General features: G+C 73.5%; 14 protein-coding genes and 1 riboswitch. Of the genes, 4 read left to right on the top strand and 10 right to left on the bottom strand.

What is annotated here, in order from left to right:
* Positions 1-120: 120 nt before the first annotated feature.
* The 4 genes from OG230_RS18665 to abc-f form a co-directional block, all read right to left on the bottom strand.
* Positions 121-417, bottom strand: a complete 297-nt coding sequence (locus OG230_RS18665) for a type II toxin-antitoxin system VapB family antitoxin (RefSeq protein WP_003955420.1) — start codon at positions 415-417, stop codon at positions 121-123.
* A gap of 286 nt (positions 418-703) precedes the next feature.
* Entirely contained in the window at positions 704-2,230 is a 1,527-nt protein-coding gene (locus tag OG230_RS18670; RefSeq protein WP_328904868.1) for a M28 family metallopeptidase, read from the bottom strand.
* Between the two features lie 128 nt (positions 2,231-2,358).
* Positions 2,359-2,997 carry an HhH-GPD-type base excision DNA repair protein gene (locus tag OG230_RS18675; RefSeq protein WP_328904869.1) on the bottom strand — a complete coding sequence of 213 codons (639 nt, stop codon included), beginning with the start codon at positions 2,995-2,997 and terminating at the stop codon, positions 2,359-2,361.
* Between the two features lie 55 nt (positions 2,998-3,052).
* Positions 3,053-4,672 carry a ribosomal protection-like ABC-F family protein gene (gene abc-f, locus OG230_RS18680; protein ID WP_328904870.1) on the bottom strand — a complete coding sequence of 540 codons (1,620 nt, stop codon included), beginning with the start codon at positions 4,670-4,672 and terminating at the stop codon, positions 3,053-3,055.
* Positions 4,673-4,882: 210 nt separating this feature from the next.
* On the opposite strand from abc-f, the gene OG230_RS18685 reads away from it, so the two are divergent.
* Positions 4,883-5,866: an aldo/keto reductase gene (locus tag OG230_RS18685; protein WP_328904871.1), complete on the top strand. Its 984-nt coding sequence runs from the start codon at positions 4,883-4,885 to the stop codon at positions 5,864-5,866.
* 14 nt (positions 5,867-5,880) lie between these two features.
* Here the strand turns inward: OG230_RS18685 and OG230_RS18690 are convergent, their stop codons facing one another.
* Positions 5,881-7,116 (bottom strand): RNA polymerase sigma factor, encoded by a 1,236-nt coding sequence (locus OG230_RS18690; protein WP_328904872.1) that lies wholly within the window; start codon positions 7,114-7,116, stop codon positions 5,881-5,883.
* Between the two features lie 10 nt (positions 7,117-7,126).
* On the bottom strand, positions 7,127-7,543 hold the full coding sequence (locus OG230_RS18695; protein WP_328904873.1) for a YciI family protein: 417 nt from the start codon (positions 7,541-7,543) through the stop codon (positions 7,127-7,129).
* Positions 7,544-7,745: 202 nt separating this feature from the next.
* Between OG230_RS18695 and cbiE the strand changes: the two genes are divergently transcribed.
* Positions 7,746-9,017 carry a precorrin-6y C5,15-methyltransferase (decarboxylating) subunit CbiE gene (gene cbiE, locus OG230_RS18700; RefSeq protein ID WP_328904874.1) on the top strand — a complete coding sequence of 424 codons (1,272 nt, stop codon included), beginning with the start codon at positions 7,746-7,748 and terminating at the stop codon, positions 9,015-9,017.
* The gene (gene cobM / locus OG230_RS18705) at positions 9,014-9,763 is read left to right on the top strand and encodes a precorrin-4 C(11)-methyltransferase (protein WP_328904875.1); all 750 of its coding nucleotides are present in this window, start codon (positions 9,014-9,016) and stop codon (positions 9,761-9,763) included. The genes cbiE and cobM overlap by 4 nt, the downstream gene beginning before the upstream one ends.
* A 27-nt stretch (positions 9,764-9,790) precedes the next feature.
* On the opposite strand, the gene OG230_RS18710 is transcribed toward cobM, so the two are convergent.
* Complete coding sequence (locus tag OG230_RS18710) at positions 9,791-10,909, bottom strand: cobalt-precorrin-5B (C(1))-methyltransferase (RefSeq protein ID WP_328904876.1); 1,119 nt, start codon at positions 10,907-10,909, stop codon at positions 9,791-9,793.
* 20 nt (positions 10,910-10,929) lie between these two features.
* Here OG230_RS18710 and OG230_RS18715 point away from each other — a divergent pair, with 20 nt between their 5' ends.
* Positions 10,930-11,685, top strand: a complete 756-nt coding sequence (locus OG230_RS18715; RefSeq protein ID WP_328911443.1) for a cobalt-precorrin-6A reductase — start codon at positions 10,930-10,932, stop codon at positions 11,683-11,685.
* Here the strand turns inward: OG230_RS18715 and OG230_RS18720 are convergent.
* From OG230_RS18720 to cobG, 3 genes are read right to left on the bottom strand one after another with little or no spacing between them, the layout of a single operon-like run.
* Positions 11,682-13,208: a precorrin-2 C(20)-methyltransferase gene (locus OG230_RS18720; RefSeq protein ID WP_443051334.1), complete on the bottom strand. Its 1,527-nt coding sequence runs from the start codon at positions 13,206-13,208 to the stop codon at positions 11,682-11,684. The genes OG230_RS18715 and OG230_RS18720 overlap by 4 nt on opposite strands.
* The gene (locus OG230_RS18725) at positions 13,205-13,831 is read right to left on the bottom strand and encodes a precorrin-8X methylmutase (protein ID WP_328904878.1); all 627 of its coding nucleotides are present in this window, start codon (positions 13,829-13,831) and stop codon (positions 13,205-13,207) included. Before OG230_RS18725 ends, OG230_RS18720 begins: the two co-directional genes overlap by 4 nt.
* 47 nt (positions 13,832-13,878) lie before the next feature.
* A complete protein-coding gene (gene cobG, locus OG230_RS18730) occupies positions 13,879-15,219 on the bottom strand; it encodes a precorrin-3B synthase (protein ID WP_328904879.1) in 1,341 nt (446 codons plus the stop codon).
* A gap of 465 nt (positions 15,220-15,684) precedes the next feature.
* A riboswitch (cobalamin riboswitch) is annotated at positions 15,685-15,825 on the top strand.
* The last annotated feature ends 51 nt before the right edge of the window (positions 15,826-15,876 follow it).

Below are 15,876 nucleotides of genomic sequence, written 5' to 3' on the forward strand. Positions count from 1 at the left end.
ATGGGCGAAGCGTAGTGCGACCCGGCGACGATGCGTACTAAATGATCAATGGATTGCACCCACCCGAGCCGGAAAGCACCCGAAAGGCCCGACGGGGGCCACGGGTGGCGGCGGGAGGGGTCAGCCGAGTTCGAGGACGCGGGCGTGCAGCACCTGGCGCTGCTGGAGTGCCGCGCGGACCGCGCGGTGCAGTCCGTCCTCCAGGTAGAGGTCGCCCTGCCACTTCACGACGTGCGCGAAGAGGTCGCCGTAGAACGTGGAGTCCTCGGCGAGCAGGGTTTCGAGGTCCAGCTGCCCCTTGGTGGTGACGAGCTGGTCGAGGCGGACCGGACGCGGGGCGACATCCGCCCACTGTCGGGTGCTTTCCCGGCCGTGGTCGGGATATGGCCGCCCATTTCCGATGCGCTTGAAGATCACACGGAAAGCCTACCGGCCAAGGGGCACCGGGCGCAGCCGGGGAACCGGACTGTGATGGCGGTCGAAACCGGCAAAACCTCCGAAGGTGGAGCGCTCTGCCACGGCGGGCGCGCGGCGTTCCGGCCGATGGCGCCGTCGGCCGGCGCCGGCCGCCCGTTCGGTGCGCCCGGCCGGGGTGGTGCCGGCCGGGCGCACCGATTCCCCCGAAAGGGAGCGGCGACGGCACGCCGCGGCCGGGTGCTGCCCCGCCCGCGGCGTGCCGGTCACCGTGCCGGCCTGGTGCCGGTTACTCGGTGACGCCGTGCGAGTGGCCCTCGCGCAGTCCGCCGCCGCTGCCGGGCTCACCGGTCGTGGGCTCGGCCGGGACCGGACGGGTCAGCGAGCGCAGGTCGTAGGCGTAGGTGCCGACGGCGTTGGCGATCACATCGATGTTGGTGTCGAAGAGACCCATGTCGATGTTGGCCAGGTCGTCGCAGGCCGCGTGGTAGCAGGGGTCGTACGCCACTCCCGCCTCGCCGCCGAACTTCTCCGCCTGGGCGGGCGTCTTGATGCCCTCGGCGCCGGTGTCCGTACCGCCCGACGGGATGCCGGCCTCGACGAACGGGCCGTAGTCGGAGCGCCCGGTGAAGTCCGTGCCCTCGTGGCCCTTGCCCTTCCCGTCGAGGAAGTCGTTGATGTCGCGCTCCAGTTGGGCGGAGCCCTCGGGGCCGGCGCCCGCGCCCACTCCGTCGGAGTTGTCGCCGTCGAAGACGAACTGCACTCCGTTCGGCGAGGCGATCATGTCGAAGTTGAGGTAGAGCGCGATCTGTTCGCGCTGCTCGTCGGTGAGGCCGGCGACGTACGCCTCCGAGCCGAGGAGGCCGTTCTCCTCCGCCGACCACCAGGCGAAGCGCACCTTGTTGGCGGGGGTGCGGTGGGTCTTGGCGAGTTCCAGGGCGACTTCGAGGAGGCCGGCCGAGCCGGAGCCGTTGTCGTTGATGCCGGGGCCCTCGGTGACCGAGTCCAGGTGGGCGCCGAGCATCACCGTCTTCGCCGCGTTCCCGCCGCGGGTCTCCGCGACGACGTTGCGCGTGGTGCGCTCCTCCTGGAACTCGCGGATCTCGAAGGAGACCGTCACCTCGCCCTTGGCCAGGTCGGCGGCGAGCTTCTCGCCCTCGGCCAGGGTGAGTCCGCCGGTGGGGATCTTCCCCGACGGGACGTCGCCGAGGGTGCCGGAGAGCACCCCCTCGACGTTGTTGTAGATGACCGCTCCGGCCGCTCCGGCGGTGGCCGCCGTCGCCTGCTTCTGGGCGAAGGAGCAGCCGCCGCGCTTGATCAGCGCGATCTTGCCGGTGAAGGTCTGCGAGGCGTAGTCCGACGCCTCGCAGCCGGTGGTCTCGTCGAGGGGGACGGCCACCAGGGCCGCGCGTACGCCGCCGACCTCGGTGGACTTGGTGTACGTCATCGCCTTGATGGTGATGTCGCGCGGGGTGGGCGAGACGACGGAGAGCTTCTCGGCCAGGGTCTCCGTGTACACGAAGTCGAAGGATTCGTACCCGACGTCGTACCCGGCCTTGCGGAGCAGCTGGTAGACGTAGGCGGCGGATGCGTCGTGGCCCAGCGAACCGGCCGCGCGGTGACCGTCCGCGGATTCGGCTATCGCCTGGAACCGCTGCAGGTGCCGGTACGCGTCGTCCGCGGACGAGCTCCTCACCAGCTTCCGCGACAGCTTGGCCGCGTCCTTCGCGGGATCGTGCGAGGACGGGTGCCCCTGGTGCGGGGATGCGGCCAGGAGGAGCGGTGTGGCCAGCGCGGTTGCGGCCACAACAGCCATGGCTCTGCGACGAGTTGCGTGCACAGGAGTCCTTCCGGTGTGAACAGATGTGCACGAAAGCTAGCGAGCGCGGCGCCATCTGGGAACTGTTGTGGCTCGTTGTGATCCGGTGTGTGGCTGGTTCGTGATCACTTCTTGGTCCCGGGCTTCCCGGCCTTCCCGCCGGACGCGGTCTTTTTGGCAGCCGCCTTCGCCTCCTGCTTGTACGCCCGCACCTGGGCGAGCGACTCGGGACCGGTGATGTCGGCGACCGAACGGTGCGAGCCGGCCTGGCCGTACGGGCCCGCCGCCTCGCGCCAGCCCGTGGGTCGTACACCGAACTGCTTGCCCAGCAGCGCCAGGAAGATCTGCGCCTTCTGGGTGCCGAATCCGGGCAGCGCGTTGAGCCGTTCAAGGAGTTCGGCCCCGGTCGCCGCGTCCGCCCACACGGCGCTCGCCTCGCCCCCGTACTCCGCCACGAGGAACTGGCACAGCTGCTGCACCCGCTTGGCCATGGAGCCGGGATACCGGTGCAGGGCCGGTTTCTCGGTGAAGAGCGCGGTGAACGCGTCCGGGTCGTACGCGGCGATCTCTTCCGCGTCCAGGTCGTCGCCGCCCATCCGCTGCCCCAGGGTGTACGGGCCGGTGAACGCCCACTCCATCGGCACCTGCTGATCGAGCAGCATGCCGACGAGAGCGGCCAGCGCGCTGCGGCCGAGCAGCTCGTCCGCCTCGGGCTGCTGGGCGATCCGCAGGGTGACGTCCTTGCCGTCGTGGCTCTTGGTCATTCTTTGATCATCGCGAGAGCGGGGGGTGTCGGCGAGTCGGATTGCTGCCGATGGCTCAGAGCTCCAGGTGGGCGCCGGTGCCGTCCGTGAAGGCGGCGCGCATCCGGCGGTCGTGCGTGACGACCACCAGCGTGCCGGTGTACTGCGCCAGGGCCGCTTCGAGCTCCTCGACCAGGGCGGGCGCGAGATGGTTGGTCGGCTCGTCGAGGAGCAGGAGGTCGGCCGGGGCGGTGACCAGGGCGGACAGTTCGAGTCTGCGCCGCTGGCCGGTGGAGAGTGCGCGTACGGGCGTGGCCAGGTCGCTCGTACGGAACAGGCCCAGCGGGAGCAGTTCGGCGGCGGCCTCCTCCTCGTCGTCGTGGTGCCGGGCGGCGGCGAAGGCCGCGAGGACGGTGCGGTCGTCGTCGGGGAGCGCGGTGTGCTGCCGGAGGAAGCCGACGCGGCCGGGGCGGCGGACCGTGCCCCGGTCGGGGACCAGTTCACCGGCGAGGACCTGGAGCAGGGTGGACTTCCCCGCCCCGTTGGGTCCGGTCACCAGGAGACGTCCGCCCGGTTCGATGCTCAGGGCGTCGAGGGCGAGGCGGCCCGGCACCCGCACCCCGGTCAGCTCGGTGCGGCCCGCGGCCGTGCTGCGGACCCGGCCGGTGAACCGCAGGGGCTGCGGGGGCGGGGGCACCGGGTTCTCGGTGAGCCGGTGCAGGTGTTCGCGGGCGTTGCGGATACGGCTCATCGCACCGTGCGCCCGTGAGCGGGCCCGGAAGGCGCCCGCGCCGCTGAAGGAGGCGGGTGCCTTGCGGGGGATGGCGGAGAGCAGCCCGATGTTCGAGTCGGCGAGGGCGGAGTGCCGGGCGATGTCCTCGCGCCACTGCTCGTACTGCCGGTTCCACCGGGCCCGCGCGGCGGCCTTCGCGGTGAGGAAGCCCTGGTAACCGTTGCCGTAGCGGGCCACCGTGTGCCGTGCCCCGTCGACCTCGAGGACGGTGCTGGTGACCCGGTCGAGGAAGGCGCGGTCGTGGGTGACGGCGACGACGGTGCCGCGGTGGGCGAGCAGATGCCGCTCCAGCCAGGCGACCGCTTCGTCGTCGAGGTCGTTGGTCGGCTCGTCGAGCAGCAGCAGTTCGGGGGAGCCCGCCAGGGTCGCGGCGAGGTGCAGCCGGGAACGCTGTCCGCCGGACAGGGTGGCCAGCGGGCGGCCGCGGTCCGGTGCGGCGCGTTCGCCGAGCCTGCGCAGGACGATCTCGACCCTGCGGTCCGCATCGCGCCCGCCGCGCGCCTCGTAGGCGGTGACCAGCTCGCCGTACGCGGCGAGTTCCCCGGGGTCCGCGTGGTGCAGGGCCGACTCGGCCTCGCGGATGCGGCGTTCCATCGTGCGGAGTTCGGTCAGGGCCAGGTCGATGGCGTCGCCGACCAATGCGGTGGCGGGCAGGCCGGAGACCTGCGGGAGGTAGCCGGTGCCGCCGGGGGCGGTGACCAGGAGGGTGCCGTTGTCCGGGTGTTCGCGGGCCGCGAGGAGCCGGAGCAGCGTCGATTTTCCGGAGCCGTTGTCTCCGACGACGCCGATCCGTTCGCCGGGGCGGACCGTGAGGGTGACCCGGTCGAGGACGGTGCGGTCCCCGTAGCGCTTGGAGACCTCGGTGAGGACGAGCGGGGCGGTGGCGGAGGTGACTGGCGGCAAGGGCGGCTTCTTCCGTGGACGACAGGACGGGAAAACGAGACGAGACGTACCGTCTCGTTTTGAGAGTAGCCCTTCGTGCGGGCGGCGGCAAGACGTTTCGTCCCGCGGAGGTTCCGTGCCGCGGGAGAAGGGGTTGACCTGGAGTGCACGCGAAGATCCAGACTCCCTCCCGGAGCCCGCACCCGACGGGCCGCAGGAGGGGGAACTCCCATGCGTTACCGCACGATCGGCACCACTCCGGAGACCCGTCGCAAGGTAAGCGTCCTGAGCCTGGGCGCCATGCTCTTCGGCACGGCCACCGACGAGGAGACGTCCTTCGCGATCCTCGACCGGTACGTGGAGGCGGGCGGCACCTTCGTCGACACCTCCAACAACTACGCGTACTGGTTCACCGGCAGCCGCGGCGGCGAGAGCGAGAACGTGCTCGGCAGGTGGCGCCGCAGCCGGGGTGTCGGGGACGAGATCGTCGTCGCCACCAAGCTCGGCGCGAGCCCGCTCGCCGAGGGCACCGGCTACCTCGACAACGCCGAAGGGCTCTCGGCCAAGGCGGTCCGGACCGCCGCCGAGCAGAGCCGGGAGCGGCTCGGCATGGCGAAGCTGGACGTCCTCTACGCGCACATCGAGGACCCGGCGGTCCCGCTCGAAGAGACCGTCGAGGGGCTCGCGGCCCTGGTCGCCGAGGGCACGGTCGGCCTGCTCGGCGTGAGCAACCACAGTGCGTGGAAGGTCGAACGGGCCAGGAACATCGCCGCGGCGGCCGGACTGCCCGCGTACGAGGTCCTGCAGTACCACCACACGTACCTGCGTCAGCGCACCGATCTGCCGAGCCAGATCTCCGGCGGCAGCCAGGGCGTGGTCGGCGGGGACATGCTCAGCTACCTCCGCGCCGAACCCGGACTGGCGATGGTCGCCTACTCGCCCCTGCTCGCGGGCGGTTACGTCCGTACGGACAAGCCGTTGAGCCCCGCGCACGACCACCCCGGCACGCCCGCGCGTCTGGCGGCGCTGAAGGAGGTGGCCGAGGAGACCGGCGCCACCGTGAACCAGGTGGTGCTGTCCTGGCTGATCGGGGCCGAGGTGCCGATGATCCCGCTGGTCGGCGCGTCATCGGTGGCGCAGCTCGACGAGAGCCTGGCCGCCGTGGACCTGGACCTGACGCCGGAACAGCGCACGAAGCTGGACGCGGCAGGCTGACCGTCCGGCGCGGGTCAGGGGGCCAGCCTGGCCGCCCGCATGCGCAGGTAGCGGACCTCGGGCTCGCTCAGGGTGAGCGCGGCGGCCCGCCCGTAGGCGGCCCGCGCGCCCTCCCGGTCCCCGGCCCTCTCCAGCAGATGGGCCCGTACGGCATCCAGCCGGTGGTGGCCCGACAGCCGGTCCTCCAGCGCGTCGAGCTCCGCGAGACCGGCGCGGGGGCCGCGCACCATGGCGACGGCGACCGCCCGGCCGAGCTGGGCCATGGGGTCGTCGGCGGCGCGTCGCACGAGGACGTCGTACAGCGCGAGGATCTGCGGCCAGTCGGTGTCCTCGGCGCGCTCCGCCTCGTCGTGGAGCGCGGCGATCGCCGCCTGCACCTGGTAGGCGCCGGCGGGCCCCTCGGACAGGGCCTCGGCCACCAGGGCGGTGCCCTCCTCGATCGCGGGGCGGTCCCAGCGGGTGCGGTCCTGCTCGTCCAGCGGAATCAGTTCGCCCTGCGCACCGGTGCGGGCCGCGCTCCGGGCCTCGGTGAGCAGCATGAGGGCCAGCAGGCCCGTGACCCTGCCCTCCCGGGGCAGGAGCGCGCGTACGGAACGGGTGAGCCGGATCGCCTCGCGGGCGAGGTCCGCACGGTGCAGATCGTGGCCCGAGGTCGCCGTGTACCCCTCGTTGAAGATCAGGTAGAGCACCTGGAGCACGGCGGCGAGCCGCTGGTCGAGGTCCTCGGGCACCGGACGCCGAAACGGTGTGCCCCGCACCTTCTGCTTCGCCCGGCTGATCCGCTGCGCCATGGTCGCCTCGGGCACCAGATGCGCGCGGGCGATCTCGGCCGTCGTCAGACCACCCACCGCACGCAGGGTGAGCGCGACCTGCGCCGCCGGGGACAGCGCCGGGTGGCAGCAGAGGAAGAGCAGGGTGAGCGTGTCGTCGTCCGACGGGGCGCGGCTCTCACCGGGTGGCAGGGCCGTGAAGGCGTCCCGGGGGGTGAGCGCCGCCGCCGTCTCCTCGCGCCTGCGGCGGGCCGATTCGCTGCGGAGCTGGTCCGTCAACCGGCGCGAGGCGATCCTGATGAGCCAGCCGCGCGGGTTGTCCGGCACCCCGTCGGCCGGCCACTGGCGGGCCGCCGCGAGCAGTGCCTCCTGTACGGCGTCCTCGGCAGCGTCGAAGTGTCCGTACCGGCGTACGAGCGCGCCGAGGACCTGCGGCGCGTGCCGGCGCAGCAGGTCCTCGACCTCGGTCGTACCGCTCACACGGGACCTCTCAGGACGACGCTCCCGGTCCTTCGTCGATCGGCCGGATCACCACGGGATAGACGGGTGCGCCCTCGGGCTGCGGACATTGGACGATCCGGGAGGCGATCTCGGTGACCCTCTCCAGATTCTCGCAGTCGAGGACCCAGTACCCGGCGAGGAGTTCCTTCGTCTCGCCGTAGGGACCGTCCGTGATCACCGTCCGGCCGTCGTCACCGAGACCGACGAAGCGGGTCTTCGCGGGTTCGCCCAGGCCCTGGCCGTCCACCATCTCGCCGCTCTCCGCGAGGTCGTCGTTGAGCCCCTGCATGAAGGCGTACATCTCCTGCACGTCCTTCTTGCTCCAGGCCGGGCTCTGCGGGGAGCCCTTGCCGCTCATGGCGTCGTAGTCGGCCTGTGAGCCCTGCACCATCACCAGGTACTTCATGATTCCCTCTCCTCGGTCGGCACCGCCCCCCGTGGGCGGCTCTCACAGGGGACGTCGGAACCGGGCGGGGATTCTCGACACCGCGCGCAAGACTTTCCGGAATCACTCGGCGGCCGAGCGGCACCGGGTCCGGCCGGGGTGCCCGGCCGGGCCTGACAGTAGAGTTCGGCTGCGTCATTCCCCGATCACCGAGGTACCGGCCTTGTCTTCCGCACCCTCCATATCGTCCGAACCACCCGTCCCGCAGTCCTCGCGTGCCGTGAGCGTCGTGGGTATCGGTGCCGACGGATGGGCGGGCCTGCCCGACGCCTCACGTGAGGCGCTCCTGACGGCCGACGTACTGATCGGCGGCGACCGGCAGCTCGCGCTTCTCCCGCCGTCCTGCGCGGGCCGGCGCGTGCCCTGGCCCTCGCCGCTGAGACCGGCCGTCCCGGGGCTCCTCGCCGCGCACGCCGGACGCACCGTGGCCGTACTGGCCAGCGGCGACCCCATGTTCTACGGCATCGGCCGCGCCCTCACCGAGGAGCTGGGGGCCGGAACGCCGCACATCCTGCCCCACCCCTCCTCGGTCTCCTACGCCTGTGCCCGGCTCGGCTGGCCGCTGGAGGACACCGAGGTCGTCACCCTCGTCGGCCGTCCGGCGGCCCGGCTGGCCGCCGCCCTCCACGACGGGCGCCGACTCCTCGTCCTGAGCGCCGACGCGTCCACGCCCGCCGCCGTCGCCGCCCTGCTGTGCGAACACGGCTTCGGGCACAGCCGGATGCGGGTCCTCGAACAGCTCGGCGGAGAGCGCGAAGCCTGCGCGGAGGGAGTCGCCGAGACGTGGGGCCACCCGCCGGGCGACCCGCTGAACGTCGTCGCCGTCGAGTGCCGGCGCGCACCGGACGCCCTGCGCCTCGGCGCCGTGCCGGGGCTGCCCGACGAGGCGTACGAACACGACGGCCAGCTCACCAAGCGGCATGTACGGGCCGCGACGCTCGGCGCGCTCGCGCCCGCCCCCGGTGAACTCCTCTGGGACATCGGCGGCGGCTCGGGATCGATAGCCGTCGAGTGGATGCGGACCGCGCCGTCCTGCCGGGCGGTCAGCGTCGAACGCGACCCGGCCCGGGCCCTGCGCATCGCGCGCAACGCGGACCGGCTCGGCGTGCCCGGTCTGCGGGTCGTCACCGGCCGGGCGCCCGACGCACTCGCCGGACTCCCCGTGCCCGACGCCGTGTTCATCGGCGGCGGGCTCACCGTGCCCGGCCTGCTCGACGCATGCTGGGACGCGCTCCCCGCCGGCGGCCGGCTGGTCGCCAACACGGTCACCCTCGAATCCGAGGCGCTGCTCGCCGAGCGATACCGCGTGCACGGAGGCGAGCTGGTGCGCCTGGCGGTGGCCCACGCCGTTCCGGTCGGTGGCTTCACCGGCTGGCGCCAGGCCATGCCCGTAACCCAGTGGTCCGTACGCAAACCCTCAGGAGACAACACATGACCGTGTACTTCATCGGCGCGGGCCCGGGTGCGGCCGACCTGATCACGGTGCGCGGCGCCCGCATCCTCGCCGCGAGCCCGGTCTGTCTGTACGCCGGCAGCCTCGTACCGCGCGAACTGCTCGACGACTGCCCGCCGGACGCCCGGCTGGTGGACACCGCGCAGCTCGACATCGAGCAGATCACCGCCGAGCTGGTGCGGGCCCACGAGGCCGGGCACGACGTGGCGCGGCTGCACTCGGGCGACCCGTCGGTCTTCAGCGCGGTCAACGAGCAGATGCGACGGCTCGACGAGGCGGACGTGCCGTACGAGGTGGTGCCCGGCGTGCCGGCCTTCGCCGCGGCGGCGGCGGCGCTGAAGCGGGAACTGACCGTCCCGACGGTCGGTCAGACCGTGATCCTCACCCGGATCGCCCAGCGGGCGACCGCGATGCCGGAGGGCGAGGACCTGGCGACGCTCGGCCGCAGCGGTGCGCTGATCGTGCTGCATCTCGCCGCGCGGTACGTGGACCGGGTGGTCGAGGAACTCCTGCCGCACTACGGAGCCGACTGCCCGGCCGCGGTGGTGGCCATGGCGTCCCGGCCGGACGAGCTGATCCTGCGCGGGTCGCTGGACTCCATCGCGGAGCAGGTGAAGGCGGCAGGGGTGATCCGGACCGCGGTGATCATGGTGGGCCGTACGTTGGGGGCGGAGCAGTTCCGGGACAGCCACCTGTACTCGCCGGAGCGTGACCGGCACGTCTGCTGAGCCCCCGAGGGCCCGGCTCCCACCGCCTCACCGGACGTCGCTGCGCCCCACCACCGTCCCCGCGCGGTCGATGCAGATGACGTCCACCGCCACCGGCGCGCCCCGCAGCACCGACAACGCCTGGTCCCGCGCGGCCACGGCGACCAGGTCGCCCAGGGGCACGCCGGCCGCCAGGCACAGCTGGAGCGCCGCCAGGCCCGTGTTCGCGGTGGCGATCCGCTCCGCCAGCGCCTCGTCCGCACCGCCGGTGCGGGCCAGTTCGGCGAGGAACGGCTTGTCGACCTGGGAGCGGGCCGAGTGCAGGTCGAGATGGCCCGCGGCGAGCTTCGACAGCTTCGCGAACCCGCCGCACACCGTGAGCCGGTCCACCGGATGCCTGCGGACGTACTTCAGCACCGCACCCGCGAAGTCCCCCATGTCCAGGAGCGCGATCTCCGGCAGCCCGTACTCGGCCACCACCGTCTTCTCCGAGGTCGAGCCCGTGCACCCCGCCACATGGGTGTGACCGGCGGCCCGGGCCACGTCCACCCCGCGGCGGATCGAGTCGATCCAGGCCGAGCAGGAGTACGGCACGACGACCCCGGTCGTACCGAGGATCGACAGACCGCCCAGGATGCCGAGACGCGGGTTCCAGGTGGAGCGGGCGATCTCCTCGCCGTGGTCCACGGAGACGGTGATCTCCACGTCCCCGGAGCCGCCGTGCTCTGCCGCCACCCGCGCGATGTGCTCGCGCATCATCTGCCGGGGCACGGGGTTGACGGCCGGCTCCCCGACGTCGAGCGGCAGCCCCGGCAGGGTGACCGTGCCCACGCCCGGGCCGGCCCTGAACACCACCCCGGAACCGGGCTCGGAGCGGCGCACGGTGGCCCGTACCAGCGCTCCGTGCGTCACGTCCGGGTCGTCGCCCGCGTCCTTGACCACCCCGGCCATCGCCCGGTCCGCGGACAGCTCCTCCACCGCCAGCGCGAACGCGGGCGTCTGCCCCCTGGGCAGCGTGATCGTCACCGGATCGGGGAAGTCGCCGGTCAGCAGCGCCGTGTACGCGGCCGTGGCCGCGGCGGTCGCGCAGGCACCGGTGGTCCACCCCGGCCGCAGACCGGTGTGTTTGAGTTGGGCGCTGCGCCCGCCCTTCGCCTCACTGCTCATGGATGGACCATCCGATGCGTCTGCATGTACTCGTGCTCGGCGGCACGACGGAAGCCCGGCGGCTCGCCGGGTCGCTGGTGGACACCCTGCCTGCCGGAACACGGGTGACCAGTTCGCTCGCGGGCCGTGTCGCCCGCCCCGTGCTCCCGCCCGGCGAGGTGCGGATCGGCGGCTTCGGCGGAGCCGGGGGCCTGGCCGAGTGGCTGCGGGCGCACCGGGTGGATGCCCTCATCGACGCCACCCATCCTTTCGCGGAGACGATCAGTTTCAACGCGGCTTCGGCCGCCGCCACCGCCCATGTTCCCCTGCTGGCGCTGCGCCGCCCGGGCTGGGTGCCCGTGGCGGGCGACCGGTGGCACCCGGCCGGCTCCCTGGACGCCGCCGCCGGGCTCCTGCCCGCGCTGGGCCGCCGTGTTTTCCTCACGACGGGGCGGATGGGACTTGCCGCCTTCGCGGGGCTGGACGAGCTGTGGTTCCTGATGCGTTCGGTGGACGCCCCCGAAGCGCCGTTCCCGGCCCGGATGGAGGTCCTGCTGGACCGGGGCCCGTTCACCCTCGACGGGGAACGGGAGCTGATCCGCAGCCGCCGCATCGACGTCGTGGTCACCAAGGACAGCGGCGGCGACGCGACCGCCCCCAAGCTCACCGCCGCCCGGGAGGCCGGAATCCCCGTGGTCGTGGTCGGCCGGCCGCCGGTACCCGAGGGGGTCCCGGTGGCCGGCACACCGGAGCAGGCCGTGGCCTGGCTGCGGGAGACGGTGGCGGCCCGTCCTTAAGGGGCGTCCGGGTACCGCCGCGGCGTCCAGACGATCTGCCGGCCGTCTCCCCGCCGCACCCACTGGGTCTGCGAGGACCCGACGATGAGGATCGTCCGCATGTCGACCTCGTCCGGGTCGAGATCGGCCAGGCGTACCGTACGGACGCTCTCCGCAGGCCCGCCGACGTCCCGGCCCAGCACCACGGGGGTGTCCGGGGAGCGGTGTTCCAGCAGCAGGTCGCGGGCCTTGCCCACCTGCCAGGTCCGGGTGCGCGAACCGGGGTTGTACAGCGCCATCACGAGGTCGGCCGTGGCCGCGGCGCGCAGCCTCTCCGCGATGACCTCCCACGGCTTGAGGCGGTCGGAGAGGGAGATCGTGGCGTAGTCGTGGCCCAGCGGGGCGCCCGCGCGGGCGGCGGCGGCGTTGGCCGCGGTCACACCCGGCAGCACCCGTACCGCGATGTCCTTGTACAGGTCCTGCGACGCGACCTCCAGCACCGCCGTCGCCATGGCGAAGACCCCCGGGTCACCGCCCGACACCACGGCCACCCGTCGGCCGCGCCCGGCCAGGTCGAGGGCGAACTCGGCACGCTCCGACTCGACCTTGTTGTCCGAGCCGTGGCGCGACTGGCCCGGCCGGACCGGGACCCGGTCCAGATACGTCGTGTAGCCGACCACGTCGTCGGCCGCGGCCAGCGCACCGCGCGTCTCCGGCGTCAGCCACAGCGGCCCCGCGGGGCCGGTGCCGACGACGACGACCTCGCCGGAGCCGGGCGCCCGTTCGGGGCGCGGCGCGTCGATACGGCTCGGCAGCACCGCGACGGCGAAGTACGGCACCGAGTCGGCGTCCGTGTCCGCGAGGTCACCGGTGCGTTCGCCGGCCATCGTGGCCCGCTCGACGTACCGTGCCTCGGGCAGCCGCCCGGACGCCTCGAAGGCACGGCGAACGGCGGGGAACGTACGGCCCAGCTTCATCACCACCGCGGAGTCCGTGGCCGCCAGACGTGCCGTCAGCTCCTCCTCGGGCAGCGTGCCGGGCAGGATCGTCAGCACCTCCTCGCCCTCGACGAGCGGGGTCTGGAGGCGCGCCGCCGCGGCGCTGACCGAGGTGACACCGGGGATGACCTCGGTGTCGTACCGGTCCGCGAGCCGCTTGTGCATGTGCATGTACGAGCCGTAGAAGAGCGGGTCGCCCTCGGCGAGCACGGCGACGGTGAGTCCGGCGTCGAGATGCACCGCGAGGCGGGCCGCGGCCTCGGCGTAGAACTCCTCCAACGCGCCCCGGTAGCCGCCCGGGTGGTCGGTGGTCTCCGTGGTGACGGGGTAGACCAGCGCCTCTTCGATGTGGTCGGCACGGATGTGCTCGGCCGCGATGGAACGGGCGATGGAGCGGCCGTGACGGGCGCTGTGGTAGGCCACGACGTCGGCTTCGGCGATGACCCGGACGGCCCGGATCGTCATGAGGGACGGGTCGCCGGGACCCAGGCCCACGCCGTACAGCCGGCCGGTGGTCCGTGTGCTGGGCTGCGTGCTCACGGTCACTCCTCCTCGCTGGCGATGGCGTTCAGGGCCGCTGCCGCGATCGCGCTGCCGCCGCGACGGCCGCGCACGATCAGGTGCTCCAGGCCGGACGGGTGCGCGGCCAGGGCGTCCTTGGACTCGGCGGCTCCGATGAAGCCGACCGGCACGCCTATGACGGCCGCGGGGCGCGGGGCGCCCTCCTCGATCATCTCCAGCAGCCGGAAGAGCGCGGTGGGGGCGTTGCCGACGGCGACGACGGCGCCCTCCATGCGGTCCCGCCACAGCTCCAGGGCGGCGGCGCTGCGGGTGGTGCCCAGCTTCGCCGCGAGGTCCGGCACGGCCGGGTCGGACAGGGTGCAGATCACCTCGTTGTCCGCGGGCAGCCGCTTGCGGGTGACGCCGCTCGCGACCATGGCCACGTCGCAGAGGATCGGCGCACCGGACCGCAGCGCGGCACGGGCGTGCGCCACGGCGTCCGGGGAGAAGGCGAGATCGCGTACGAGGTCGACCATGCCGCAGGCGTGGATCATGCGGACGGCGACCTGGCTCACGTCGGCGGGCAGCCCTGCCAGATCCGCCTCGGCGCGGATGGTGGCGAAGGACTGGCGGTAGATCGCCGGTCCGTCCTTCTCGTACTGATGCACAGTGCCTTCGCTTTCTCTGTAGGGATGGTCGGGGTGGTGACGGATGGTCATGCGCGGTCGCCGGTGGCGCGACGGCCGCTGCCGCGGGCCGTGGCCACCGCGGCGGCGAGTGAGGACGAGCCGGGCGGGACGGTCACGGGGTCGTGCGGGCCGCCGTCCCGTACGACGGTGACGCGGTGCCCGCCGTCGGCGGTGGCCACCACGTCGACCCACTCCCCGTGCGGGTGGCCGCACCGGCGTTCGCACCCGGACCAGTACACGGGCAGCCGTCCGGGCGGTCCGACGGCGGCGCCCGCTTCGGCCCGTACGTCGGCCAGCGACTTGGCGCAGCCGGGCCGCCCGATGCAGGCGCCCACACCCGTCCAGGGGGAGGCGTCGCCGGTGATCAGACCGGCTGCGCCGAGGGCGGCCAGGAGCTCGGGGACGCGGTCCGCGGGGGCGCCGGGCACGACGACGCCGCGCCACGGGGTGAACCGCAGCTCGCCGCCGCACTGCCGGGCGGTCCCGACGAGCAGCTGCCACTGGGCCGGGGCGAGCCGCCCCAGCGGTACGCCTGCGGAGAGCGCGACGGCGCCGTGCGGGCCCGCGGGTACGGGGCCGGGAGGCGGCGCGACGGCGAGGGACGGGCGGGGCAGCTCGGCCGGGGAGGTCCCGGAGAGTTCCTGCGCGATACGGGCCGGGAGTGCGGCGCGGACGTCGTCGGGCAGGTCCTTGACCCGCCAGGCGCCGGAGTCCCGGGCGGCTTCCAGGAAGGTCTCGGCGGCCACGAGGGCGGCGGCGGGGGCGGTGGCGCCGGTGGCCGGCAGGCGCAGGACGGTGTCGTGGCCGCCGATCCGCAGGACGGCCCCGCCGTCGGCGGGGGACGCGATCAGGGTCACATCGGCGCCGAGGGCGTCCACGTCGCCGCGGCCGTCGTCGAGGGCGAAGAGGAAGCGGCCGGAGAGGCCGGTCGCGCGGTCGCTCCGGCAGAGCAGCCGGTCCAGTTCGGTCAGCCACGGGCGGATGTCCGGCAGTTCGCGGTCGTCGAGACCCGAGAGCGGCGACGCGACGATGTTCCGTACGCGTTCGTGGCGTTCGGAGGGCAGGAGTCCGGCGTCGCCGAGCACCTGGGCGAGCTCGGTGCCGCAGTCCGGGGCGAGGCCGCGGAGCTGGGCGTTGCCGCGCGAGGTGAGGTGAACGTCACCGTCGCCGAGCCGGCGGGCCGCCTCGTGCAGGGCCTCCGCCTGAGCGACGGTCAGGACCCCGCCGGGTATCCGGACCCGGGCGAGCGCACCGTCGTCCGCCCGGTGCAGCCGCAGTGAGCCGGGGCAGGCATCACCGCTGCTCCGGGCAGAGGCGGCGCCCTGGGACCGGGGCGAAAGGGCGGATGCGGACATGGCGGCGAGCATACCGACCATCACACCGGCGTCGGCCGGGCCCGCCGCGATGGCCGGGACCGGACGCTGAACGGCCTGCAATGTCCGGTGGACGGGCCCGGAGGCCCTCCGGCCCGGCTGCCCGGAACCGGCACGGCCTCCCGCGCCGCCGACGCGCGGCGGGTGGCGCGGGCTCACGAACGGTCGACGCACGCCAGTGGCAGGGACCCTGAAGCGCCGACCACGACACACAACCCCAGCCATTTTTCCGGCCACATGCGGAGAACCCGGATCCCGCACCCCGCCCCAACCCCCGGCCCCCGCCGTCCCGTCCGGCGTCCGAGCACGGCGCCCAGCAGGTGGACCGGCCACCGCCGCGGGTCCCGGGCCGGCTCCGGACCCGCTCACCACAGCACCTGCGGCCCGTCCGCCGGAACCCGCGGCCCGCCCGGCCTCCGAGGACAAGATCCCGGGCGCCCCCCACCCGTACACCCCCGCCGCTTAGGATGCAGGCGGCGGTCCACTCGGCCCGCCAAGGGGAGGAAGCCCGGTGAGATTCCGGCGCGGTCCCGCCACTGTGAGCCCGGTCGAGAACACCGGCCGGGCGAGTCAGGAACTCCCTTTCCCCGCATGCCCGGTCCGTTCGAGCAGGGGAACCCGATTCCGACACCGCCCGGGGCGTGGACACCC

It is taken from the genome of Streptomyces sp. NBC_00234 (assembly GCF_036195325.1).
In the GTDB taxonomy this organism is placed as follows: domain Bacteria; phylum Actinomycetota; class Actinomycetes; order Streptomycetales; family Streptomycetaceae; genus Streptomyces.

Excerpts from the sequence above, each read along its gene's own strand:
- OG230_RS18670 (WP_328904868.1), bottom strand. The coding sequence starts at position 2,230 with ATGGCTGTTGTGGCCGCAACCGCGCTGGCCACACCGCTCCTCCTGGCC.
- OG230_RS18675 (WP_328904869.1), bottom strand. The coding sequence starts at position 2,997 with ATGACCAAGAGCCACGACGGCAAGGACGTCACCCTGCGGATCGCCCAG.
- OG230_RS18685 (WP_328904871.1), top strand. The coding sequence starts at position 4,883 with ATGCGTTACCGCACGATCGGCACCACTCCGGAGACCCGTCGCAAGGTA.
- OG230_RS18695 (WP_328904873.1), bottom strand. The coding sequence starts at position 7,543 with ATGAAGTACCTGGTGATGGTGCAGGGCTCACAGGCCGACTACGACGCC.
- cobM (WP_328904875.1), top strand. The coding sequence starts at position 9,014 with ATGACCGTGTACTTCATCGGCGCGGGCCCGGGTGCGGCCGACCTGATC.
- OG230_RS18710 (WP_328904876.1), bottom strand. The coding sequence starts at position 10,909 with ATGAGCAGTGAGGCGAAGGGCGGGCGCAGCGCCCAACTCAAACACACC.
- cobG (WP_328904879.1), bottom strand. The coding sequence starts at position 15,219 with ATGCTCGCCGCCATGTCCGCATCCGCCCTTTCGCCCCGGTCCCAGGGC.